The sequence below is a fragment of the Agromyces sp. NPDC127015 genome, assembly GCF_042725165.1.
GTDB classification, from domain to species: domain Bacteria; phylum Actinomycetota; class Actinomycetes; order Actinomycetales; family Microbacteriaceae; genus Agromyces; species Agromyces chromiiresistens.
Map to the genome: position 1 here is coordinate 180,549 of NZ_JBHXDI010000003.1, position 22,765 is coordinate 203,313.

General features: G+C 72.0%; 20 protein-coding genes. 8 read left to right on the forward strand and 12 right to left on the reverse strand.

Annotation, left to right across the window (positions count from 1 at the left end; all coding sequences use genetic code 11):
* Nucleotides 1-90: 90 nt before the first annotated feature.
* From ACFWGP_RS10240 to ACFWGP_RS10255, 4 genes are read left to right on the forward strand one after another with little or no spacing between them, the layout of a single operon-like run.
* The gene (locus ACFWGP_RS10240; RefSeq protein ID WP_231428741.1) at nucleotides 91-1,167 is read left to right on the forward strand and encodes an ABC transporter permease; all 1,077 of its coding nucleotides are present in this window, start codon (nucleotides 91-93) and stop codon (nucleotides 1,165-1,167) included.
* On the forward strand, nucleotides 1,164-1,958 hold the full coding sequence (locus tag ACFWGP_RS10245) for an ATP-binding cassette domain-containing protein (protein WP_231428740.1): 795 nt from the start codon (nucleotides 1,164-1,166) through the stop codon (nucleotides 1,956-1,958). The genes ACFWGP_RS10240 and ACFWGP_RS10245 overlap by 4 nt, the downstream gene beginning before the upstream one ends.
* The gene (locus ACFWGP_RS10250) at nucleotides 1,955-2,323 is read left to right on the forward strand and encodes a putative quinol monooxygenase (protein WP_376930844.1); all 369 of its coding nucleotides are present in this window, start codon (nucleotides 1,955-1,957) and stop codon (nucleotides 2,321-2,323) included. The genes ACFWGP_RS10245 and ACFWGP_RS10250 overlap by 4 nt, the downstream gene beginning before the upstream one ends.
* A 55-nt stretch (nucleotides 2,324-2,378) precedes the next feature.
* Nucleotides 2,379-3,422, forward strand: a complete 1,044-nt coding sequence (locus tag ACFWGP_RS10255) for an aldo/keto reductase (protein ID WP_376930845.1) — start codon at nucleotides 2,379-2,381, stop codon at nucleotides 3,420-3,422.
* Nucleotides 3,423-3,517: 95 nt separating this feature from the next.
* Here ACFWGP_RS10255 and ACFWGP_RS10260 read toward each other — a convergent pair whose 3' ends face one another.
* From ACFWGP_RS10260 to ACFWGP_RS10290, 7 genes are read right to left on the reverse strand one after another with little or no spacing between them, the layout of a single operon-like run.
* On the reverse strand, nucleotides 3,518-4,066 hold the full coding sequence (locus ACFWGP_RS10260) for a hypothetical protein (protein WP_376930846.1): 549 nt from the start codon (nucleotides 4,064-4,066) through the stop codon (nucleotides 3,518-3,520).
* A gap of 7 nt (nucleotides 4,067-4,073) precedes the next feature.
* Entirely contained in the window at nucleotides 4,074-4,205 is a 132-nt protein-coding gene (locus tag ACFWGP_RS10265) for a hypothetical protein (protein WP_376930847.1), read from the reverse strand.
* Entirely contained in the window at nucleotides 4,205-5,686 is a 1,482-nt protein-coding gene (locus ACFWGP_RS10270) for an aldehyde dehydrogenase family protein (protein ID WP_376930848.1), read from the reverse strand. Before ACFWGP_RS10270 ends, ACFWGP_RS10265 begins: the two co-directional genes overlap by 1 nt.
* Nucleotides 5,683-6,894: a M20 family metallopeptidase gene (locus ACFWGP_RS10275; RefSeq protein ID WP_376930849.1), complete on the reverse strand. Its 1,212-nt coding sequence runs from the start codon at nucleotides 6,892-6,894 to the stop codon at nucleotides 5,683-5,685. The genes ACFWGP_RS10270 and ACFWGP_RS10275 overlap by 4 nt, the downstream gene beginning before the upstream one ends.
* On the reverse strand, nucleotides 6,887-7,570 hold the full coding sequence (locus ACFWGP_RS10280) for a DUF1028 domain-containing protein (RefSeq protein ID WP_231428735.1): 684 nt from the start codon (nucleotides 7,568-7,570) through the stop codon (nucleotides 6,887-6,889). The genes ACFWGP_RS10275 and ACFWGP_RS10280 overlap by 8 nt, the downstream gene beginning before the upstream one ends.
* Nucleotides 7,567-8,001, reverse strand: a complete 435-nt coding sequence (locus ACFWGP_RS10285) for a RidA family protein (protein ID WP_376930850.1) — start codon at nucleotides 7,999-8,001, stop codon at nucleotides 7,567-7,569. Before ACFWGP_RS10285 ends, ACFWGP_RS10280 begins: the two co-directional genes overlap by 4 nt.
* Nucleotides 7,998-9,326 carry a flavin-containing monooxygenase gene (locus ACFWGP_RS10290; RefSeq protein WP_376930851.1) on the reverse strand — a complete coding sequence of 443 codons (1,329 nt, stop codon included), beginning with the start codon at nucleotides 9,324-9,326 and terminating at the stop codon, nucleotides 7,998-8,000. The genes ACFWGP_RS10285 and ACFWGP_RS10290 overlap by 4 nt, the downstream gene beginning before the upstream one ends.
* Nucleotides 9,327-9,444: 118 nt before the next feature.
* Between ACFWGP_RS10290 and ACFWGP_RS10295 the strand changes: the two genes are divergently transcribed.
* On the forward strand, nucleotides 9,445-10,368 hold the full coding sequence (locus ACFWGP_RS10295) for a LysR substrate-binding domain-containing protein (protein WP_376930852.1): 924 nt from the start codon (nucleotides 9,445-9,447) through the stop codon (nucleotides 10,366-10,368).
* 454 nt (nucleotides 10,369-10,822) lie between these two features.
* Here ACFWGP_RS10295 and ACFWGP_RS10300 read toward each other — a convergent pair whose 3' ends face one another.
* Nucleotides 10,823-12,826, reverse strand: a complete 2,004-nt coding sequence (locus ACFWGP_RS10300; RefSeq protein WP_374201053.1) for a primary-amine oxidase — start codon at nucleotides 12,824-12,826, stop codon at nucleotides 10,823-10,825.
* Nucleotides 12,823-14,334, reverse strand: coding sequence for an APC family permease (locus ACFWGP_RS10305; RefSeq protein ID WP_275506200.1), 1,512 nt, complete (start codon nucleotides 14,332-14,334; stop codon nucleotides 12,823-12,825). The genes ACFWGP_RS10300 and ACFWGP_RS10305 overlap by 4 nt, the downstream gene beginning before the upstream one ends.
* 281 nt (nucleotides 14,335-14,615) lie before the next feature.
* Here ACFWGP_RS10305 and ACFWGP_RS10310 point away from each other — a divergent pair, with 281 nt between their 5' ends.
* Genes ACFWGP_RS10310 through ACFWGP_RS10320 form a run of 3 tightly spaced genes read left to right on the forward strand, consistent with a single transcriptional unit; the run spans nucleotide 14,616 to nucleotide 17,940 of the window.
* Nucleotides 14,616-16,118: an APC family permease gene (locus tag ACFWGP_RS10310; protein ID WP_231428729.1), complete on the forward strand. Its 1,503-nt coding sequence runs from the start codon at nucleotides 14,616-14,618 to the stop codon at nucleotides 16,116-16,118.
* A complete protein-coding gene (locus tag ACFWGP_RS10315; protein ID WP_231428728.1) occupies nucleotides 16,118-16,798 on the forward strand; it encodes a TetR/AcrR family transcriptional regulator in 681 nt (226 codons plus the stop codon). The genes ACFWGP_RS10310 and ACFWGP_RS10315 overlap by 1 nt, the downstream gene beginning before the upstream one ends.
* Nucleotides 16,795-17,940, forward strand: coding sequence for a P1 family peptidase (locus ACFWGP_RS10320; protein WP_376930853.1), 1,146 nt, complete (start codon nucleotides 16,795-16,797; stop codon nucleotides 17,938-17,940). The genes ACFWGP_RS10315 and ACFWGP_RS10320 overlap by 4 nt, the downstream gene beginning before the upstream one ends.
* A gap of 39 nt (nucleotides 17,941-17,979) precedes the next feature.
* Here ACFWGP_RS10320 and ACFWGP_RS10325 read toward each other — a convergent pair whose 3' ends face one another.
* The 3 genes from ACFWGP_RS10325 to rhaI form a co-directional block, all read right to left on the reverse strand.
* The gene (locus ACFWGP_RS10325) at nucleotides 17,980-19,425 is read right to left on the reverse strand and encodes a rhamnulokinase family protein (protein WP_376930854.1); all 1,446 of its coding nucleotides are present in this window, start codon (nucleotides 19,423-19,425) and stop codon (nucleotides 17,980-17,982) included.
* Nucleotides 19,426-19,441: 16 nt separating this feature from the next.
* The gene (locus ACFWGP_RS10330; protein WP_376930855.1) at nucleotides 19,442-21,478 is read right to left on the reverse strand and encodes a bifunctional aldolase/short-chain dehydrogenase; all 2,037 of its coding nucleotides are present in this window, start codon (nucleotides 21,476-21,478) and stop codon (nucleotides 19,442-19,444) included.
* A 99-nt stretch (nucleotides 21,479-21,577) separates the two neighbouring features.
* Nucleotides 21,578-22,744, reverse strand: a complete 1,167-nt coding sequence (gene rhaI, locus ACFWGP_RS10335; RefSeq protein WP_376930856.1) for an L-rhamnose isomerase — start codon at nucleotides 22,742-22,744, stop codon at nucleotides 21,578-21,580.
* Between the last annotated feature and the right edge of the window lie 21 nt (nucleotides 22,745-22,765).

Consider the following 22,765-nt stretch of genomic DNA (forward strand, 5'->3'; position numbering starts at 1 on the left):
CCCCGGCCCGCACCGACCGCCCGGGCGACGCCGCTCCGCGGCATCCCGCCCCTCGTACCACCGCACCGACCGACACGACGGAGTCTCAACGTGAGTCAGCACACCACCGAACCGGCGCCCGCGGCGCCGGCCCAGCCCACCAGCGGGCCGCCGACCTCGGCGCTCGACCTGGCCGAGGAGTTCCTCGACCGCTCAACGCCGCTCAGCCGCATCCGCAACGTCCTGCACCGCTACCCGGCGATCAGCCCCGCGATCGTGCTCGTCATCGCGGTCATCGTCTTCGGTCTGCTGAACGACCGGTTCCTCAACCCGGCGAACCTCTCGCTCATCACCCAGCAGGTCGCCGTCGTCGGCACCCTCGCCGTCGCGCAGACGCTCGTCATCCTGACCGCCGGCATCGACCTCTCGGTCGGCGCCGCCATGGTGCTGAGCTCGATGGTGATCGCGCAGACGAGCGTGAACCAGGGCATCCCCGCCGTGCTCGCGCTGCTGCTGGGGCTCGTCGTCGGGCTCGCCGCCGGCGCGCTCAACGGCGTGCTCGTCACGCGGCTCAAGCTGCCGCCCTTCATCGTCACCCTCGGCACGCTCAGCATCTTCGTCGCGCTCACCCTGCTCTACTCGGGCGGTGCGACGGTGCGCGGCGGCGAGATGCCCGAACTCCTCACCTGGACGGGTTCGACGTTCGACATCGGCGGGGTCAACTTCACGGTCGGCGTGCTGCTCATGCTGCTGCTCTACGTGGCGATCGCACTGATCCTGTCGAAGACCGCGTGGGGGCGGCACGTCTACGCGGTCGGCGACGACCCCGAGGCCGCGCGGCTCGCCGGCATCAGCGTCAGCCGCGTGCTCATGAGCGTCTACCTCGCGGCCGGCGCGATCCTCGCGCTCGCCGCGTGGATCCAGATCGGCCGCACCAACGCCGCCTCGCCGAACGCGGGCGCCGAGCTCAACCTCGACTCGATCACCGCCGTCGTCATCGGCGGCACGAGCCTCTTCGGCGGCCGTGGCACCGTGTGGGGCACCCTGCTCGGCGCACTCATCGTCGGCGTGTTCCGCAACGGGCTCTCGCTCGCCGGGCTCGACGTGCTCTGGCAGACGTTCGCCGTCGGCGTGCTCATCATCGTGGCCGTCTCGGTCGACCAGTGGATTCGGAAGGTACGCAAATGACCACCGCAACGCCCGCAGGGGCCGCAACGGAAACCCGCACCCCCGTGCTGCAGGCACGCCGGCTCGTGAAGACCTTCGGCCGGGTCGTCGGCCTCGACGGCGTCAGCCTCGAGCTCTACCCGGGCGAGGTGCTCGCCGTGATCGGCGACAACGGCGCGGGCAAGTCGACGCTCATCAAGTGCCTCACCGGCGCCTACGTCCCCGACGAGGGCGAGCTGTTCCTCGACGGGCAGCCGGTGCACTTCAAGCGCCCGCAGGACGCGCGGGCGGCCGGCATCGAGACGGTGTACCAGAACCTCGCCGTCTCGCCAGCGCTCGACGTCGCCTCCAACCTGTTCCTCGGCCGCGAGGTGCGCAAGAAGGGCATCCTCGGCTCGGTGTTCCGCGTCGTCGACCAGAAGGGCATGCGCAAGCAGGCGCGCGAACAGCTCACCTCGCTCGGCATCTCGACCCTGCAGGACGTCACGGTGCCGGTCGAGAACCTGTCGGGCGGCCAGCGCCAGGCCGTCGCGGTCGCCCGCGCCGCAGCCTTCGGGTCGAAGGTCGTCGTGCTCGACGAGCCGACCGCCGCGCTCGGCGTGCGCGAGTCGAACCAGGTGCTCGAGCTCGTGAAGCGGCTGCGCGACCAGGGCATCCCCGTGATCCTCATCTCGCACAACATGCCGCACGTGTTCGAGGTGGCCGACCGCATCCACATCCAGAGGCTCGGCAAGCGCGCCGCGACGATCACGCCCGAGTCGCACTCGATGACCGACGCGGTCGCGATCATGACGGGCGCGTCGCAGGGATGACGCGACCCGGGCGACCCGCCGGACCGGTGCGTCTCGTCGCCGAGTTCACCGCCCTGCCGGGGCGCGAGGAGGAGGTCGAGCGCCTCCTCCTCGCGCTCACCGAGGACGTGCGCCGTGAACCGGGATGCCTCGACTTCACCCCGCTCAGGGTCGTGCGCGCGCCCGTGCCCGCGCCAGGGGCCGAGGCCGTGGTCGCCGGCCCCGCACCGGCGGGTCGCCGCTTCATCGTCACCGAGGCGTACCGCGACGCCGCGGCCTTCGCCGCGCACCTCGCCGCACCGTACGGGGCCGTGTTCAACACCGCGCTGGGACCGCTCATCGAGGAGGACGGGTCGCAACTCACCTTCGTGCAGCCGCTCCCGTGAGGGGTCGCGCTTCCAGTAGCGTTTCGGGGGGATCCCTTCCGCGCAGAGGAGCACCATGCCCATTCCCGCCGACGACCCCCGACTCGTGACCCCGCACGCGGCCGCGGCCACGCGATACGACGACGTGCCCTTCCGGCGCGCGGGCGCGAGCGGCGTGCGACTGCCGCGCATCTCGCTCGGGCTCTGGCAGAACTTCGGGCGCGACCGCTCGATCGAGAGCCAGCGGCAGATCCTGCTGCACGCGTTCGATCGCGGCATCGTGCACGTCGACCTCGCGAACAACTACGGGCCGCCGTACGGCGCCGCCGAGTCGACGTTCGGGAGCGTGCTCGAGACCGATCTCGGCCGCTACCGCGACGAGCTCTTCGTCACGACGAAGGCGGGCTACGACATGTGGCCGGGCCCGTACGGCGACGGCGGATCGCGCAAGTACCTCGTCCGCTCGCTCGAGCAGAGCCTCGCCCGCATGCGCACCGACCACGTCGACGTCTTCTACTCGCACCGCGTCGACCCCGAGACGCCCATCGAGGAGACCATGCAGGCGCTCGTCGACATCGTGCGCAGCGGCAAGGCGCTCTACGTCGGCATCTCGAACTACCCGGCACCGCTCGCGCGCCGCGCCCACGAGCTGCTCGCAGGAGAAGGCGTGCGGCTGCTGCTCCACCAGCCGCGGTACTCGCTGTTCGATCGCACGCCCGAGGCCGAGCTCTTCCCGCTGCTGACCGAGCTCCGGGTCGGCAGCGCCGTGTTCTCGCCCCTCGCGCAGGGACTGCTGACCGCGAAGTACCTCGACGGCGGCATCCCCGCCGATTCGCGGGCGGCGAACAGCCGGTTCCTCGACGGGTCGGCCATCACCGACGACTACCTGCGCCGCATCCGCGGCATCGACGGCGTCGCGAAGCAGGCCGGCCTGTCGATCCCGCAGCTCGCGGTCGCCTGGGTGCTGCGCAACCCCGCCGTGACCACCGCCATCATCGGCGCGTCGCGCCCGGGGCAGATCGACGAGGCGGTCACCGCCAGCAGGGCCGAGCTCTCGGCCGACGTGCTCGCCGCGCTCGAGGAGTTCGCGGCGCCGTCGGGCGGCCCGCTCGCGGACTGAAGCCGATCGTTCCTCGCCGCGCCCATCGACGGCTCGGCGTGCGAGGGACCACGGCTCTCGACGCTTCGGCGGAATTCAGCTGTGCCGGTTCCGCCTCATCGTGAGGCGGAACCGGCATCGCCCGAACGGACGACGGTCGTCACGCACCCGCGCTCGGATCGCCGCCGTACTCCGCCGACCACGAGGGCGAGCATCGCAACGCCGAGTTCGATCGCCGCGAGCGTGGGCGCGAGGGCATGCACCGCCGCCGTCGCACCGCCGATCGGGGCATCCGCATCGCCGGAGCCGCCGACGAGGGCCGCCGCATGGTGCCCGCCCGCGCCTCCCACGCCCGTGAGGTGGACGACGAGCATCGCGAGCGCGGCCACCGCCATCAGGCTCCACTCGCCCGTCGAGGGCAGCGCCGTGCCTCCGCGGTGCAGCATGCAGGCGGCGCACGCCGCCGCGAGCGCGAGCATGGCGAGCGAGCGCCAGTCGGGGGCGCCGACGGCGAGCCACACGTGCAGGCCGACGCAGAGCGCGGCGACCGCGGCCATCGCGGCGCGCACGGCCACCGCCGCCGACGCGCGGCGCGGCGGCCGCGACGACCCGTGCGCGCGCGTGGCCGCGCCGCGCCGGTCGGCGGTGGCGGTGATGGTCGTCATGGGTGGCTCACGTCGTCGAGGGCTCGGTGCCCGGCTGGATGAGTGCCAGCCTCCCACCGGGGTCGGCCGGGGTCTTGCCCGTCGCCGCCCGGAGCTTGCCGATCCCTGCACGACGCCCGACGACGGCGGCGACCCGCATCACGCCCACTGGAACCACGTCGTCTTCCAGTCGGTGTAGTTGTCGAGGGCGTGGCGCGACAGGTCGCGGCCGAAGCCCGACTGCCGGAAGCCGCCGAACGGCGTCGTCAGCCCGAGCGCGTCGACGGTGTTGACCGAGACGGTGCCGGCGACGAGCCGCTCCGAGAGGCGGTGCGCGCGGGCGAGGTCGGTCGTCCACAGCGAGGCGGCGAGCCCGTAGTCGGTGGCGTTCGCGAGCCGCACGGCCTCGTCCTCGCCGTCGAACGGCAGCACCGCCACGAGCGGGCCGAACACCTCGACGCGATGCAGGTCGTGGTCGGCGGCGAGGCCGGTCACGATCGCAGGCCGCAGGTAGGCGTCGGAGCCGGTGATCGTCACGCGCTCACCGCCGCTGACGAGCGTGCCGTCGCCGGCCGCGAGCGCGATCGCCGCGCCGACGTCGTCGGCGTGCGCCCGGCTGATGAGGCTGCCGTTGCCGTCGGCGCCCGCGAGCGGGTCGCTCGGCTCGTACGCACGGGATGCCTCGGCCAGGAGCTGCACGAACTCGTCGTGGGCGCTCCGCTCGACGAGGATGCGCGAGTTCGCCGAGCACACCTGTCCCTGGTTGTAGAACGCACCGAAGGCCGCCTTCGCGGCGGCGAGTCCGAGGTCGGCGTCGGCGAAGACGAGGTTCGAGCTCTTGCCGCCCGCCTCGAGCGCGACGCGCTTCATGTTCGAGGTGCCGGCATCGACCATGAGCTGCTTGGCGACGGCGGTCGATCCCGTGAACGCGAGCACGTCGATACCGGGATGGCGCGCGATGCGCCCGCCGACGGTCGAGCCGCGACCCGGGACGACGTTGAGCACGCCCGCGGGGATGCCCGCCTCGAGCGCGAGGTCGGCGAGCCGCAGCGCGGTCAGGGAGGTCTCGGTCGCGGGCTTCAGCACCACGCTGTTGCCCGACGCGAGGGCCGGCGCGAGCTTCCACGCGGCGATCTCGAGCGGGTAGTTCCACGGCACGATCGCACCGACGACGCCGAGCGGAACCCGGCGCACGAGTGCCGTCGAGCCGGGCGGGGTCGACGGGATCTCGTCGAACCGCTTGTCGGCGAGCTCGCCGTACCAGCGGAACGTCGCGGCGGCGCCCGGTACGTCGACGACGCGGGTCTGCGCGATCGGCTTGCCCGAGTCGAGCGTCTCGAGCAGGGCGAGCTCGTCGAGGTGCTCCATCATGAGGTCGGCGAGGCGCACCAGCACGCGCCCGCGCTCGGCCGCGTCGAGGCGGCTCCAGCGGCCGTCGTCGAACGCCTGCCTGGCACGGTCGGCGGCGAGGTCGACATCGCGCTCGGTGCCCGCGGCGAGGTCTGCGAGGTGGGTGAGCGAGCCCGGGCTGATCACCGGGATCGTGGCGCCCTCCGAGGCATCCACCCGCCGGCCGTCGATGACCGCGCGGCCGTCGATCGCGAGTTCGCGGCTGCGCGCCGCCCAGTCGATGGTGGTCATGATGCGTGCTCCCGGGGGTTCGAGGCGGGGTCGTCCGAGGTGACGACGTCGATCGCCGTCCAGGCCATCAGGACGGCGGCGTCGGTGAGGGCGCGTTCGGCGGCAGCGCCGACGCAGGCCGCCGCGAACTCCTTCTGGTGGTTGGTGTGCGGCAGCGAGCCGACCCCGATGTACGGGTGGATCGCGGGCACGAGCTGCGACACGTTGCCCATGTCGGTCGAGGCGCGATTCATGCGTCCGGCCACGAGCGGGTCGGCGAAGACGCGGCCGCGCTCGAGCGCGTTCGCCCGGTAGGCCGCGAGCGCCCGCTCGTCGGTGCGGAACTCGGCGTAGGGCTTCGACTCGGGCGTGATCGTGAGGCTCGCGCCCGAGGCGAGCGCTCCCGCCTCGAAGCAGCGGCGCACGCGCTCCTCCAGCACCTCGAGCTCGGCGAGCGAGCTCGCGCGCGCGTACCAGCGGCCCTCGGTGCGCTCGGGGATCGCGTTCGGCGCGAAGCCGCCGAGGGTCTGGATGCCGTGCACCCGCGTGTCGGCGGGCAGCTGCTGGCGCAACAGGCCGATCGCGACCTGCGCGACGAGGAACGCGTCGTTCGCGTTGACGCCGTCGTCGGGGTAGGCCGCCGCGTGCGCCGAGACGCCGTCGTAGGCGACGTGGCTGTGCGAGACGGCGAACGGCCGCGCCTCGGCGACGTCGACGGGCCCCGGGTGCACCATCATCGCGAGGTCGAGGTCGCCGAACGCGCCCGCCTCGATGAGCTCGATCTTGCCGCCGCCGCCCTCTTCGGCCGGGGTGCCGTAGACCCGCACCGTGATGCCCAGCTCGTCGGCGACCCGCGCGAGTGCGAGCCCGGCGCCGACCGCGCTCGCCGCGATGAGGTTGTGCCCGCACGCGTGCCCGAGCCCGGGCAGCGCGTCGTACTCGGCCATGATGCCGATCGTCACCGGCCCGCTGCCCGCCTCGGCGAGCAGGGCGGTGTCGTAGCCGAGGTAGGCCGTCGTGACGTCGAACCCCGCGGCGGCGAGCGCGTCGCCGACCCAGCCGGCAGCGCGGTGCTCCTGCCAGGCCGTCTCGGGGTGCGCGTGCAGCGTCTCGGAGAGGGCGACGAGCGAGGCGGAGGCCTCGGCGACCGCCGCATCCGCGGCTCGCCTCATCGCGACGCTCGCGTTCATCGTGGCGGCGGCGCTCGCCGCTGCGACCGACTCACTCATCGCCGGGCACCCCGTACGACGGCGCGGCCGACGGGTCGAGCGCGCGCGTGACGTAGTCGTCGCGCTGCGGCAGCCAGACCTCGACGAGTCGTCCGAGCTCGCCGATCGGGTCGTCGTCGACCCAGTCGACCCGCAGGTCGGTGACCCGCCAGCCGTTGCCGCGCACGACCGAGAGCCCGGCGGAGTGCACGGGCCCGGCCTCGCCGCCCGCGTCGATCGCGGCGCGCAGCGCCGCGAGGAGGCGCATCTCGAGATCGCCCTCGGTCTGTTCGAACCGCACCACCATCGCCGCGGGGATGTCGGCCGACGCCAGCATGTTGCCGCCGGCGGCGACGCCGTCGCCCCGTGCACCGCCCTGGGCGTCGGCGAACACGCCCAGCGCACGCTGCCCCGAGTGCACGGCGGTGCGGCCCTCGGCGTCGACGACGAGGAGCTGGCGGAACTCGAGGTGCTCGCGGCCGTCGGCGACGGCGGCGAGCGCCTCGGCGGCCGAGTCGCCCGCGGCGAGCCGCTCGAGCACGGCAGGTCCGAGCCTCGGGTCGGTGACGTTCTGCGAGTTGACGCCGCCGACGCCGTCGGCGAGGTGCACGCAGCGGGCGGCCACCGCGGGCGATGACGAGCAGATGGCGGAGCCGATGGCGCCGGAGGCATCCCGGGCGACGATCGAGAAGGTCATGCGCCGGCTCCTTCGGTGCGGGCGCTGATGACCGCGGTCGCGTCGATCTCGACGAGCCACTCGGGGCGCGCGAGCGCGCTCACCACGAGTCCGGTCGAGACCGGGAAGACGCCCTTCAGCCAGCGCCCCATGACCCGGTAGACGGGCTCGCGGTAGCGGGGGTCGATCAGGTAGACGACGACCTTCACGATGTCGTCGAGCGACGACCCGGCCTCCTCGAGGAGCATCGCGATGTTGGCCATGGCCTGCTCGGCCTGCGCCTCGACGTCGCCGATGCCGACCGACTCGCGCGTCTCGAGGTCCTGCCCGATCTGGCCGCGGAGGTAGACGACCCCGCCGGCGACGACGGCCTGGCAGAGGTCGTTGTCGAGGTTCTGCTCGGGGTACGTGACCTTCGTGTTGAAGGGCCGGATGCGAGTGTGCGTGGTCAACGGAGGGCTCCTGTCGTGGTGAGGGCGGCGACGTCGGGGGCGGATGCCTCGGCTGCGGCCGCGGTCGTCACCGAGGCCGCCTCGTCGTAGGCGCGGTAGCTCTGCTGGATGCCGATCTGGTCGGCCACGTACTTGGCGTCGTGCCACACGCCCCAGATGAAGCTCGACCCGCGGCGCGACTGCCACGGCAGGCCGAGGAAGTACACGCCGGGCTCGACCGAGACGCCGCGCTGGTGGCGGGGCCGGCCGCGCTCGTCGAACGCGTCGACCTCGAGCCAGCCGTAGTCGGCCGCGAACCCGGTCGCCCACACGATCGAGGTGACGCCCGCGGCGGCGAGATCGAGCTCGAGCACCGGGTCGGTGACGCACGCCGGGTCGGGGCCGAGGCGGCGCGCCTCGGGCTCCTCGGGGAGGTCGAGGCCGTTGCGCTCGACGTAGGCGTCGGCCTCGTCGAGGAGCGCCAGGTAGTCGGCGTCGCCGCCCTCGATGTTCGCGGCGAGGTCGGGGGCGAAGTGCATGACGCCGTCGTCGTACGCGCTCGCACGGCCGACGAGGGTGATGCCGTCGGCGGCGAGGCGGCGGAAGTCGACGGTGTGGCCGCCGCGCGCCCCGCTCACGGCGATCGTCACGTGCTCCGCGCCGGCGGCGGGAGCCGAGGCATCCCACTTGCCCAGGACCCCCAGCCACCAGCAGAAGTCGCGGTCGCGGTAGGCGCGGGGCGGGCGGGCGTGGGGGCCGACGGCGAGGTGCACCTGCCGTCCGGCGGCGCGCAGTTCGTCGGCGATCTGCACGCCCGACGAGCCGGCCCCGATGACGAGCACGCCGCCGTCGGGCAGTTGCTGCGGGTTGCGGTACGAGCTCGAGTGGAGCTGGTGCACGCTCGCGCCGTCCGGAACGATCGCCGGGATGACGGGCTTCTGGAAGGGACCGGTCGCGGCCACGACGAAGCGGGCGACGTACGAGCCGTCGGTGGTGTCGACGTCGAAGCCGGGCTCGCCGTCGCGCCGACGCACCGAGACGACCTCGACACCGGTGCGCACCGGGGCGGCGATGAACTGCGCGTACTCCACGAAGTACTCGGCGACCCGGTCCTTCGACGCGAACGCGTCGGGGGAGAGGCCGGCGAACTCGAGGCCGGGGAACCGGTCGTGCCAGGCGGGACCGTTCGCGACGAGCGAGTCCCAGCGCCCGGTGCGCCACCGTTCGGCGATCCGGTCGCGCTCCAGCACGACGTGCGTGACGCCGCGTGCGCTCAGGTGCTCGCTCATCGCGATGCCCGCTTGGCCTGCGCCGACGACGACCACGTCGACCTCGTGACTCGACATGCCGAAACTCCATTCCGACCGGCGTCTTCACCGGTGGAATCAGGCTAGGAAACGCCATTGCATCTGTAAACCAGACAATGCTGAGGCAGTGCATCAGATCGATTGATACACTCGTCGCATGGCACGACTCGGCCGATCGGACCTGACCCTGGTGCAGCTGCGGTACTTCGTCGCGGCCGCGACCAAGCGGTCGATGACCGAGGCATCCGTCGACCTGCATGTCGCCCAGTCGGCCGTCTCGACCGCGATCGCGCAGCTCGAACGCACCCTCGGCGTGCAGTTGTTCGTGCGGCAGCGCAGCAAGGGCCTCGCGCTCACCGAAGCCGGCGAGCAGCTGCTGCGCGACGCGCACTCGCTGCTCGCCCAGGTCGACGAGATGGCCGACGCCGTGCGCGGCCATCACCACGACGTGCGCGGCACCCTGCGGCTCGCGTGCTTCGTGACGCTCGCGCCGTTCGTGCTGCCGACGCTCATCTCGCGCGTCGAGGCGGAGCACCCCCGCCTGCGCATCGAGGTCTTCGAGGCCGACGCCGACGGCACCGTCGCGATGCTGCTCAACGGCTCGGTCGAGGCGGCCATCGCCTACGACTTCGGGCAGCTCCACGACCTGTCGTTCGACCACCTCTTCTCGGCGCCGCCCCACGTGATCATGCCGGCCGACCACCCGCTCGCGGCGAGCGAGCGCATCGAGCTCTCGGCGCTCGCCGGGCAGGACCTCGTACTGCTCGACATGCCGCACTCGCGGGAGTACTTCCTCGGCATGCTCGCCGCGGCGGGTGTCGAGCCGCAGATCCGCTACAGCTCGCGCAGCTACGAGACCGTGCGTTCGCTCGTGGCGCGCGGACAGGGCTACTCGATCCTCAACCAGGTGCCGCGATCGCCCCAGACCTACGACGGCGGCGAACTCCGGGCCGTGGCGATCGCCGACGACGTGGCGCCGCTCGACGTGTGCCTCGTGCGCGTCGCCGGGGTGCGGCCGACGGCGCGGGCGCGGGTCGTCGCGACCCTCGCGCGCGAGCTGTTCGGGGCGCCGCGGGGGTAGGAGCCGGGCGGGTGACGGGTGCACGCGTGCCCGCCGCCGGGCGCGCGTGGCGGCATCCGGGCCTTGTGCAGGATATGCATCCGGGCCTTGTGCAGGATATTTCGACCGGCGGGCCCGTATGCGGGGGTGCGTGTCGGATATTCCTGCTGTGCGCAGCGTGGGCAGGTGCCGGGTGGGGTCGGCGGCGGGCGCGCGTGGCGGCATCCGGGCCTTGTGCAGGATATTTCGACAGGCAGGCCCGTTTATGGGCCGGCCGGGCGCGGCTGGGGCGACAGCATCCGTGGTCTTGAGCAGGATATTTCGGCGGGTAGGCCCGTATGCGGGGGGTGCGTGTCGGATTCTCCTGTTTTCACGCGACGGCGCGGCGGCCGGCAGGGGAGTGCACACCCCGCCGACCCGCCGATCGCAGCCGTCAGCCGTCAGCCGTCAGCCGTCGGCCGTCGGCCGTCAGGCGTCAGCAGTGACAGGCGTCGCCGTCGGCGCCGCAGTGGCCCGTGGCCGGCTGCGACGGCGGCACGTCGAGCGCCGGGTTCTGGTCGAAGAAGCCCGTCGGCTTCAGCGTGAAGCCCGTGTAGTCGACCGGCATGATCGGCCAGTCCTCGACCCGCGGGTAGTGGGTCAGGCCGAAGCTGTGCCAGACGACCAGGTCGTGCCCGTCGAGGTCGCGGTCGGCCGCGACGTACTCGGGCAGGCCCGGCGAGCCGATGCTCTGGTTCACGAAGTCGCCCGCGGGGTAGCGCTCGTCCTCGGCGAAGCGCGTGACCCACAGGTGCTCGGTCGCGAACGCCGCGCGGCGGCTGATCGACGAGTCGTCGGCCGCGGCGAGCGTCGGCTGCCCCTCGGGGAAGAGCGTGTACGCGACGGGCTCGCCGACGACGTTCGTCTTCTCGGTGTTGACGATCTCCCAGACCCGGCCGACCGAGCCGTCGGCCCTGCGCCGCCCCTCCGACTCGCTCGCGAGCACGCGCCGCGAGCGGGTGAAGGCGTTGCCGTGCGGGTTGCCCTCGCCCTTCGGCACGCGCTGCAGGTCGAGCTCGTGCACGGCGTTGGCGTCGCCGTCGACGGCCATGTCGAGCCGGGCGCAGAACAGGTGCTGGTGGTACGGCGCGGCCAGCCCGGGCGCGATCTCCGACGCGTAGGGGTAGCCCTTGCCGGGATACCGCGCGGTGAAGACGATGCCCGTCGCCTTGGCCTCGAACTCGATGGTGCCGTCGAGGTAGAAGTACCAGTAGAAGCCGTAGTCGTAGTTGCCGACGGTGGTGAAGAAGCTCACGACGAGCCGGCGCTGGCGCCTCGTCGACTTGTGCCCGGCCCAGCCGTCGGTGTGCTTCCACAGCAGGCCGAAGTCCTCCTCGTGGATGCAGATCGCCTGCGGGATCTCGCGCGGGTTGCCGAAGTCGTCGGCGACGACCGGCGTCAGGTACGTGATCTCGCCGAGGCAGTCGCAGCCGAGCTCGAGCGAGTTCGCGTCGCGGCCGACGAGGTACTCGCCAGTGTCGAAGTAGTTCTGCCACGAGCGGTAGGGCGCCGGGTCGCCGTAGGGCACGACCATCTCGGCGATCGAGGCGCGGTCGATGATCGAGCGCCGGCGACCGCGGTCGTCGAAGCCGATGCGGCTGAGCACGAGGCCCTCGCGCGCGTCGAAGCCGACGTGCAGGTCCCACTTCTGCCAGCTCAGCACGTTGCCGTCGAGCGAGAAGCTCGGCCCCTCGGGCTGACTGATGACGAGCGGCTTGAGGTCGGTGCGCAGCGGTCCCGTGAGCTCGGGGTCCTCGAAGTTGCCGTTGTCGAGCGGGATCTCGGCCGGCCCGTCGTCGATGATGCGCACGACGCGGCGCTCGATCATGTCGACGAAGGCGACGAGCTGGTCGACCGGGTGGCCCCAGGCGTAGTCGCCCGGCTCGCGCTCGACGAATGCGAGCCCTCGCAGCAGGCGCTTGCCCTCCTCGCCGGGGTAGTCGAAGATGCCCGCCGAGAGGGGAGCGACCCGCACCCGGTCGGGGGTGAGCCCGCGTGAGGCGAGGGCGGCGATCCAGCCCTCGTCGGCGGCCAGGATCTCCTCGATCGCGTCGAACTCCTCGAGCAGCACCGGCGCCTGGCCGGCGACGGCCGGGTCGACCGCGACCGAGGCCGTGATCGCGCCGGCGGTGAGGTCGAGCACGAGGTCGGTGGTCTCGCCCGTCGCGGTGTCGAGCAGGATGGCGCGGGCCTCGCGGTGCGGGACGGTACCACCGGGCTCGAGCCCGGCCGCGACGGCGCGCTTCGCGGGTTCCTTGAGCGAGAGGTAGGCGACGCGGACCGTGTCACGGAGCCGGCCCTCGGCGACGAGCAGGTCGCGCGCGGCGACGATCTCGTCGGCGCCGAGCGGATCGAGCGGGTGCACCCGCCGGATGGTCGGGGTGGCGAGGTCGGTCACTGGGCTCTCCGTCTCTGCGTGGATGAGTGCGGTCGGGTTCATGAGGCGGTCCCCTCGAGGACGTCGAGTTCGTCGATCACGTCGAGGTCGGTCGCCCGGTCGCGGCTGCGCTGCCAGAAGTAGCCGACGACCGCGAGCAGTGCGATGACGACGAGGGTGCCGATCGTGAAGGTCTCGAAGACCAGCTGGTCGACGCCCCAGACGTCGATGAAGTCGTACTCGAGTCCGAACAGGGGTTCGAGCGTACCCGGGAAGACGGCGACCCACGAACCCAGCAGCACCCATGCGTAGATGAGGGCGAACGACACCCACAGGCCGGCCTTGCCCCCGGGCACCCGGAAGGGGCGCTCGACGTCGGCGTACTTGCGCCGCAGCACGATGATCGTCGGGAAGATGACGAGATACGAGAGCAGCAGCGTCGAGATCGCGACGATGAGCACGATCGTGAAGATCGTCGCGGCGCTGCCCTCGAGCAGCACGGTCGCCGCGAGGCAGAAGACGGTGGCGACGATGCCGCTCAGCAGGTTCATGCGCACCGGGGTGCCGAGGCGCTCGGAGAACTTGCCGAAGTAGCGGAAGAAGGCGCCGTCGGCACCGGCCGCCGCCTGCACCCGGTCGGAGGCGATCATCCAGGCGCTGGCCTGCGTGAACGCGATGAACACGAACAGGAGGCCGGCGACCATCATGATGGGCTCCGAGGCGCCGCCGTAGACCTTGAACACCTCGCGGAGCGCCTCGAGGAAGCCGCCGGCGCCCTCGATCCTGTCGGCCGGCACGACCGCGAGCAGCGCGAAGATCGGCACGAGGTAGCAGAGCATCGAGATGGTGCCCGAGGCCGCGATCGCCCGCGGGACGTCGCGCTGCGGGTTGCGCATCTCCTCGGCCGCGCCGTTGGGGGCCTCGAAGCCCACGACGGCGAAGAGGATGACGGGCGTCACCGCGAGGAATCCCGCCGTCGTCGGCGAGAAGTCGCCGGCGGCGAAGCCGTTGATGCCGTAGCGCAGGCCGTAGAGCACGACCGTGATGACGAAGATCGCGAGCAGGCCCACCTTGACGATCGCGCCGGCGGCGAGGATGTGCTTGCCGTACTGGAGCCCGATCACCGCGGTGGCGATCGCGAGCCAGATGAACGCGATCTTGAACACGTAGTCGCCGACGCTGCCCGGCGGCAGCGGCGAGATGTAGGCGTCCCACGTCGCGGCCGAGATGAAGACGAGCGAGCCGCCCATCCAGAGCGGGTTGGTGATCCAGTAGAACATCGTCGCCACGGCCGCGGTGAGCTTGCCGAAGGCGAGGCGCACCCAGACGAACGGGCCGCCCTCCTCGTGGAACGCGCTGCCGAGCTCGGCGATCACGAGCGCGTACGGGAACAGGAACGTGATGCCGATCACGAGCGTCCAGGTGAACGCCTCGGCACCGGCGCCCGCGATCAGGGCGATCGTGTCGATCGCGATGATCGCGCTGATCGACATCAGCACGATGTCGGCGCGGCCCAGCGTCTTGCGGAAGTGCTGGGTCCTGAGGTTCGAGGTCTCAAGCTGTGCGCTCATCGAGGACTCCTCTGTCCGTCTCATGGCCTGGGGGATCGCGGGCCGACCGATGCTCCGTTGCACCGATGGGGCTGACCGCGTGACGAGTCAAGCGCAGCCGTGTCGATCGCGCCAATACATGTCTTCGCTCCACCAGATCAGTTCAATTGATGCCAGGCGCTTTGCACGATCGTATAGCTTCATGCGGGGCATCAAATGCAATCATCGCTTGACAGCGGAACCGAAAACGATACGGTTGTTCAGTTTTCACACCACAACGTCGTGCCATGGAAGGTCCCCCGATGACGAACGCACCCACCGAGACATCCGAGAACGCCGGCCTCGCCAAGGGCAGGCTCGGCACCTTCGACATCGTCTTCTTCGTCGTGTCGGCCGCCGCGCCGCTCACCGTCGCGGTCAGCTCGGCGCCGCTGGCGTTCCTCGTCGGCGGTGTCGGCGCGCCCGGCGCGATGCTCGCGAGCGGGGTCGTGCTGATCCTGTTCGCGATCGGGTTCACCGCGATGTCGCGGTTCGTGCGCAACACGGGCGCGTTCTACGCGTACGCGGCCGCCGGCCTCGGCAAGCCCGTGGGCATCGGCGTCGCCTTCACGACGATCGTCGCCTACGCGTTCCTCTGCATCTGCTTCTACGCACTGCTCGGCTTCTACGCGAACCTCACCTTCGCGAACCTCTTCGGGTTCGACCTGCCGTGGGGCGTCTGGTCGGTCGTCTCGGTGCTCGTGATCGGCTACCTCGGCTACCGCCGCATCGACGTCGGCGCCAAGGTGCTCGCCGTGCTGCTGAGCGCCGAGATCGCGATCCTGCTCGTCATCGCGGTCGCGATCATCGTGCAGAACGGCGGCACGATCGGCGAGGCGACGGCGGCCTCGTTCGACCCCCAGAACGTGTTCTTCGCGGCCGGCGCGAGCGCGCTGTTCGTCTTCGGGTTCGGCGCGTTCCTCGGCTTCGAGGGCACCGTCATCTACGCGGAGGAGGCGAAGGACCCCGACCGCACCGTGCCGCGGGCGACGTACATCGCGATCGCGTTCCTCGGCATCTTCTACGCGTTCACGTTCTGGGCGCTCACGGTCGCCTTCGGCGCCGACGGCGTCATCGCGCTCGCGAACTCCGAGAACTTCGAGGAGATGCAGTTCATCGCCGGTGAGAACGCGCTCGGCGCGTGGGCCGGCGTCGTGCTCGAGGTGCTGATCGTCACGAGCTTCTTCGCATGCACGCTCGCCTTCCACAACGCCTGCTCGCGGTACCTGTTCTCGCTCGGGCGCGAGCGCCTCCTGCCCACCCCGCTCGCCCGCACCCACCCGCGCATGCAGTCGCCGCACGTCGCGAGCATCACGCTCACGGCGATCTGCCTCATCGCGGTGCTCGTGGGCGCCCTCTCGGGCGCCGATCCCTTCCTCGGGCTCGGCCTGTGGACCTACGCCATCGGCGTCGCGGGCCTCATCTTCGCCCAAGGCGTCGCCGCCGTCTCGGTGATCGGCTTCTTCTGGAAGGACCGCCGCGGCCACGGGGTGTGGCGGGTGCTCGTGGCGCCCGTGCTCGGCGCCGTCGGCCTGCTCGTCGCGTTCGTCGTGATCATCACCAACTTCGACCTCGTCTCGGGCTTCACCGACCCCGTCGTGAACTGGGCGCTCATCGGGTGCGTGCCGGCCGTCTTCGTCATCGGCATCGTGGTCGGCCTCGTCATGAAGCGCCGCTCGCCCGAGCGCTATGCCGCCCTCACCCGGTCGGTTACCGTCGTAGCACCGGAGCGCACCGTCGAACCGGAGAACGCGGAGGTCCGGTAGTGGCGGCAGAGAAGGTGCAGCAGCGCAAGCGGGACCTGCTCCGCGCGGCGAGCCAGGTCATCAGCGAGCGCGGCATCGCCGGTGCGAGCGTGCGGTCGGTGGCCGAGCGGGCCGAGGTGAGCTCGGGGAGCGTGCTCTACCACTTCGACAGCTTCGACCACCTCGTCGAGACCGCCGTGCGCGGGGCGATCGACGAGTTCATCGAGCGCCGTCACGCGCTCGTGGACGGCATCACCGATCCGGTCGAGCGACTGCGCGCGACCATCGAGGCCGGCATCCCCGAGGTCATCAGCGACGACCTGCGCATCACGTACGAGGCGTCCGCCACCCTGCGCGACCACCCGCAGTACCGGCTGCACATGGCGGTGCTGCTCGAGCGCCAGGTCGCGCTCTACCGCACGAACATCGAGGTCGGGGTCGCGCTCGGCGCGTTCCGCCCGCGGATGCCGGCCGACATGATCGCGTCGAACCTCGTCGCCCTCGAGGACGCCTACGACCTCTACCTGCTGAACCCCGACAACTGGGAGCGGGGCCGCTACCTCGAGTGCACGGTGCGGTACGCGGAGCTCGCGCTCGACTGCGACCTCGGCGGGGATGCCGCCGGCGGAGCCGGCGATGCCGACCGCGACGCCGATGCGGCTGCCGCCGACCACGACGAGACACCGAAGGATCCGCTGTGACCGACCTGCCCTCCGCGCCCCGCGCCCGCGACCTCGGCATCCCGTTCGACGGCGAGCCGGGGCGCTGGAACGCGATCACCGACGTGCCCGGCCTCGAGGTCGGGTACGCGACGATCGTCGCCGACGACCCGGTCGTCGCGCGCACCGGGGTGACCGCGATACTGCCGCGCGGCAAGGGCGCACCCGGGGTTCCGTGCGCCGCCGGCGTCGCCGTGCTCAACGGCAACGGCGAGCTGACCGGCCGCAGCTGGATCGAGGAGGCCGGTCAGTTCCAGACGCCGGTCGCGATCACCAACTCCCACGCCGTCGGCGCCGTGCACCGGGGCATCGACCGGTGGCTGGCCGAGCACGACCCCGTCACCGCCGCGCAGTGGATGCTGCCCGTCGTCGGCGAGACCTGGGACGGCTACCTGAACTCGATCAACGCCGACACGGTGACCCCCGGGCATGCGATCGAGGCGCTGGAAGCCTCGGCCACGGGCCCGATCGAGGAGGGGAGCGTCGGCGGCGGCACCGGCATGAACTGCTACGGCTTCAAGGGCGGCACCGGCACCGCATCGCGCATCGTGCGGTCGGGCGAGCGCAGCTGGACCGTCGGCGTGCTGCTGCAGGCGAACTTCGGCTCGCGCAGGGAGCTGCGGGTCGCCGGCCGGCCGCTCGGCCGCGACTCCAAGGCCCCGAACCCGCTGGAGTCGACCGACTGGTTCGAGCGCGACACCGGCACGGCCGGCGCGTCCGTGCCCGCTCGCGCCGTGGCCGGCGCCGGCAGCGTGATCGTCGTCGTCGCGACCGACGCGCCGATGCTGCCCGACCAGTGCCGTGCGCTCGCGCGCCGGGTGCCGCTCGGACTCGCCCGGACGGGCACGACCGGCAGCCACTTCTCGGGCGACATCTTCCTCGCGTTCTCGACCGCGAACGAGGGGGCGCTCGCGTCGCGCATGGGCCACGGCGAGGTCCGGGTCGAGCAGCTCGAGCACGTCGCGTGGGGCAGCATCGACCCGTTCTACGAGGCCGTCGTCGAGGCGACCGAGGAGGCCGTGCTCAACGCGCTCGTCGCCGCCCGCGACACCGTCGGGCGCGAGGGGCACGTCTCCTACGCGCTGCCTCACGACGAGGTCAGGGCGGCGTTCGGCGGGGCCTGAGGGGTTGCGCGGCGGCGCCGGCCCGGGGAGCGCGCGAACTCAGCCGCCGTGCCGGCTCGCCCGCGGCTCGTACCGCACGGGCTCGAACGCGCGCGCGACGAGCGCGCGCAGCGACTCGAGGTCGCCGGAGGCGAACCCCTGGGCCCGCGCCTGCACGAGCACGTTGCCGATGGCCGTCGCCTCGACGGGGCCCGCGAGCACGGGAATGCCGGCACGGTCGGCGGTCCGCCGGCAGAGCAGCTCGTTGAGCGCGCCGCCGCCGACGACGTGGATCGTCGACACGACGACGCCCGACAGGATCGACGCCTCGCGCACCGCGTCGGCGAAGGCCTGGGCGAGGCTCTCGATGATCGACCGGGCGAACTCGGCGCGGGTCTGCGGGGCGGCGACGCCGTACTCGGCGCACCACCGGGCGATGCGACCGGGCAGGTCGCCGGGCGCCAGGAAGCGGGGGTCGTTCGCGTCGAACAGCGCCACCGGGCGATCGACGGCGGCCGCGGCATCCAGGAGCTCCGGGAGCACGATGCGCGAGCCGTCGCGCTCCCACCAGCGCACCGACTCGCTGAGCAGCCACAGGCCCATGACGTTGTGCAGGAACCGCACCCGCCCGTCGACGCCGCCCTCGTTCGTGAAGTTCGCGGCCCGGGCCGCATCGCTCGTGACCGGTGCCTCGAGCTCGACGCCGACGAGCCCCCAGGTGCCGCACGAGATGTACGCGGCCGATTCGGCCCGCATCGGCACGGCGACCACGGCCGAGGCCGTGTCGTGCGAACCGACCGCGACGACGTCGAGCCCGTCGGGCGCTCCGAGCTCGGTCGCGACGGCCGGGCGCAGCGGCCCGACGACCGTGCCCGGCGGCACGAGCGGGGGCAGCAGGGATGCCTCGAGCCCGAGCCGCTCGAGGAGCTCGGTGTCCCATTCGCCGGTCGCGAGTCCGACGAGCCCCGTGGTCGAGGCGTTCGTGCGCTCGGCGACCTTCGCGCCGGTGAGCTGGAAGCCGATGAGATCGGGGACCAGCAGGAGCGTGTCGGCGAGCCCGAGGCATCCGGACTCGCGTTCGGCGGCGAGCTGGTAGAGGGTGTTGAACGGCAGGAACTGCAGGCCGTTGCGCCGGTAGAGCTCCGCGGGCGGCACCGCCGCGTGCACGGCGGCGACGGCCGGCTCGTTGCGTTCGTCGCGGTAGTGGAACGGCTCGCCGAGCATCCGGTCGCCGCGCAGCAGGCCGTAGTCGACCGCCCACGAGTCGACGCCGATCGACGAGATGCCGGGCTCGAGGCGGAACGCCTCGGCGAGGCCGTGCGTCAGGTCGCGGTAGAGCCCCGTGACATCCCAGTGCAGGCCCGAGGCGAGGCGCACGGGGCCGTTCGGGAAGCGGGCGACCTGCTCGAGGTCGAGCCGCCCGGTCGACTGGTCGACGTGGCCGACCACGACCCGACCGCTCGTCGCGCCCAGGTCGACCGCGGCGACCGAGCCCGGGGTCGTCATCGCCGTGCTCCGCCGGTCATCGCAGGAACGCGGCGGCGACGCCGGAGTCGACGGGGATGTGGAGCCCGGTGGTGCGACTCAGCTCGGGGCCGGTGAGCACGTAGACGGCGTCGGCGACGTTCTCGGGCACGACCTCGCGCTTGAGGATGGTGCGGTTCGCGTAGAACTGGCCGAGGTCCTCCTCCTCGACCCCGTAGGTCGCGGCGCGGTTCGCGCCCCAGCCCGAGGCGAAGATGCCGGAACCGCGCACGACGCCGTCGGGGTTGATGCCGTTGACGCGCACGCCGTGCTCGCCGAGCTCGACCGCGAGCAGGCGCACCTGGTGCGCCTGGTCGGCCTTCGTCGCCGAGTAGGCGATGTTGTTGGGGCCGGCGAAGACGGAGTTCTTCGAGGAGATGTAGATGACGTCGCCGCCGAGCTTCTGGTCGATGAGCACGCGGGCCGCGGCCTTCGAGACCAGGAACGAGCCCTTGGCCATGACATCGTGCTGCAGGTTCCAGTCGGCCTCGGTGGTCTCGAGGAGCGGCTTGGAGAGCGAGAGGCCGGCGTTGTTCACGACGAGGTCGACGCCGCCGAACGCGAGCACCGCCTCGTCGAGCGCGGCCTGCACGGCGGCGGCGTCGGCGACGTTCGCCGCGACGCCGATCGCGACGTCGGCCGAGCCGAGCTCCGCGGCGGCGGCCTGCGCCTTCTCGAGGTCGAGGTCGGCGACGACGACGCACGCGCCTTCGGCCGCGAGCCGGGTCGCGATGGCCTTGCCGATGCCCGACGCAGCGCCCGTGACGAACGCGATGCGGCCCTGGTGGGTCTTGGGCTTCGGCATGCGCTGGAGCTTGGCCTCCTCGAGCGCCCAGTACTCGATGCGGAACTTCTCGGCGTCGGAGATGGGGGAGTAGGTCGACACCGACTCGGCCCCGCGCATCACGTTGATCGCGTTGACGTAGAACTCGCCGGCCACGCGGGCGGTCTGCTTGTTCGCCCCGTACGAGAACATGCCGACGCCGGGCACCAGCACGATGAGCGGGTCGGCGCCGCGGATCGCGGGGGAGTCGGCCGTCGCATGGGCGTCGTAGTACGCCTGGTAGTCGGCGCGGTACTCGGCGTGCAGCTCGTGCAGGCGGGCGATCTGCTCGTCGGCCGCCGCGGTCGCGGGCAGGTCGAGCAGCAGCGGCTTGACCTTCGTGCGCAGGAAGTGGTCGGGGCAGCTCGTGCCGAGCGCCGCGAGGGCGGGCGCCTTCTCCGACGCGAGGAAGTCGAGCACGACGTCGGCATCGGTGAAGTGGCCCACCATCGGCTTGTCGTGCGACGCGATGCCGCGGATCGTGGGCGCGAGGGCGGCCGCCCGCTCGCGTCGCTCGACCTCGGGCAGCGCCTCGAAGCCGGGGCGCACGCCGCCGAACGGCTGCGGGTCGCCGTGCTCGGCGAGGTAGGCCGCGGCGGTGTCGATGATCCAGAGCGAGTTCGCCTCGGCCTCGTCGGAGGTGTCGCCCCACGCCGTGATGCCGTGCCCGCCGAGGATGCAGCCGACCGCCTGCGGATTCGCGGCCTTGATCGCGGCGATGTCGAGGCCGAGCTGGAACCCGGGGCGTCGCCACGGCACCCACACGACCTTGTCGCCGAAGACCGTCGCGGTCAGCTGCTCGCCGTCGGCCGCGGTCGCGATCGCGATTCCCGAGTCGGGGTGCAGGTGGTCGACGTGCGCCGCGTCGACGAGGCCGTGCATCGCCGTGTCGATCGAGGGGGCCGCACCGCCCTTGCCGTGCAGGCAGTAGTCGAACGCGGCGACCATCTCGTCCTCGCGGTCGACGCCCGGGTAGACGCCCTGCAACGCCTGCAGCCGATCGAGGCGCAGCACCGCGAGGCCCTGCTCGGTGAGCGTGCCGAGGTCGCCGCCCGAGCCCTTGACCCACAGCAGCTCGACGGGCTCGCCGGTGACCGGGTCGGTCTCGGTGCCCTTCGCCGACGTGTTGCCGCCGGCGTAGTTCGTGTTCTTCGGGTCGGCCCCGAGTCGGTTCGACCGCGCGATGAGCTCGGCCGCTGCGGGGTTCGTCATGGTGGTTCCTTCGAGATCTGTGGGGTTCGGTGGTCGGGCGGGCCGCGACGCCGTCGGTTCGTGGGCCTGCCGAGGCATCCCGGATGCCTCGTGGCGGGCCTACGCGCCCCAGCCGGCCTGCACGCCGCCGACGCGGTCGGCCGTGATCTGCTGCAGGTAGCCCGACTCGGCGAACGCCCGCATGGGGTCGGCGGGCAGGCCCCGCGACTCGCGCCACTCGGCGAGGGCGGGACGCACGTCGGTGTAGAAGGCGTCCATGAAGACGCGGTTGGCCTCGAGCACGTCGCCCGAGACCTGCGCAGCGCGCAGCGCCTCGGCGTCGACGAGCAGGGCGCGCGCCGTCATCTCCTGCACGTTGAGCACCGAGCGGATCTGGCCCGGCACCTTGTCTTCGACGTTGTGGCACTGGTCGAGCATGAACGCGACGTCGGGGTGGTTGAAGCCGCCGCCGCGGATCACCTCGAAGATGATGCGGAACAGCTGGAACGGGTCGGCGGCGCCCACGATGAGGTCGTCGTCGGCGTAGAAGCGCGAGTTGAAGTCGAACGACCCGAGCTTGCCGAGGCGCAGCAGCTGCATGACGATGAACTCGATGTTCGTGCCGGGGGCGTGGTGGCCGGTGTCGAGGCAGACCATGGCCTGCTCGCCGAGCGCGGCGACCTGCGCGTAGCTCGTGCCCCAGTCGGGGACATCGGTGTGGTAGAACGCGGGCTCGAAGAACTTGTACTCGAGCACGAGGCGCTGCTGGTCGCCGAGCCGGGCGTAGATCTCCTGCAGCGACTCGTGCAGGCGGTCCTGCCGGCCGCGCAGGTCGGCCTGGCCCGGGTAGTTCGAGCCCTCGGCGAGCCAGATCTTGAGGTCGCGGCTGCCGGTCGCGTGCATGATGTCGATGCACTCGAGGTGGTGGTCGATCGCCTTTCGGCGCACCGCCGGGTCTTCATGGGTGAGGGCGCCGAACTTGTAGTCGTCGTCCTGGAAGGTGTTCGAGTTGATCGTGCCGAGTTCGACGCCGTGGTCTTCGGCGTGCCGCTTCAGCGCCTCGTAGTCGTCGACGCGGTCCCACGGGATGTGCAGCGCCACGGTCGGTGCGAGCGCCGTGTAGCGGTGCACCTGCGCGGCATCCGCGATCTTCTCGAACGGGTCGCGCGGCGTGCCGGGCGTCGTGAACACCTTGAAGCGCGTGCCGGAGTTGCCGAAGGCCCAGCTCGGCAGCTCGATGGCCTGCGCGGCGAGCTGCCCCGTGATGTCGTCGGTGAGGATGCTCACTGTGGTCCTGCTTTCGTGAGA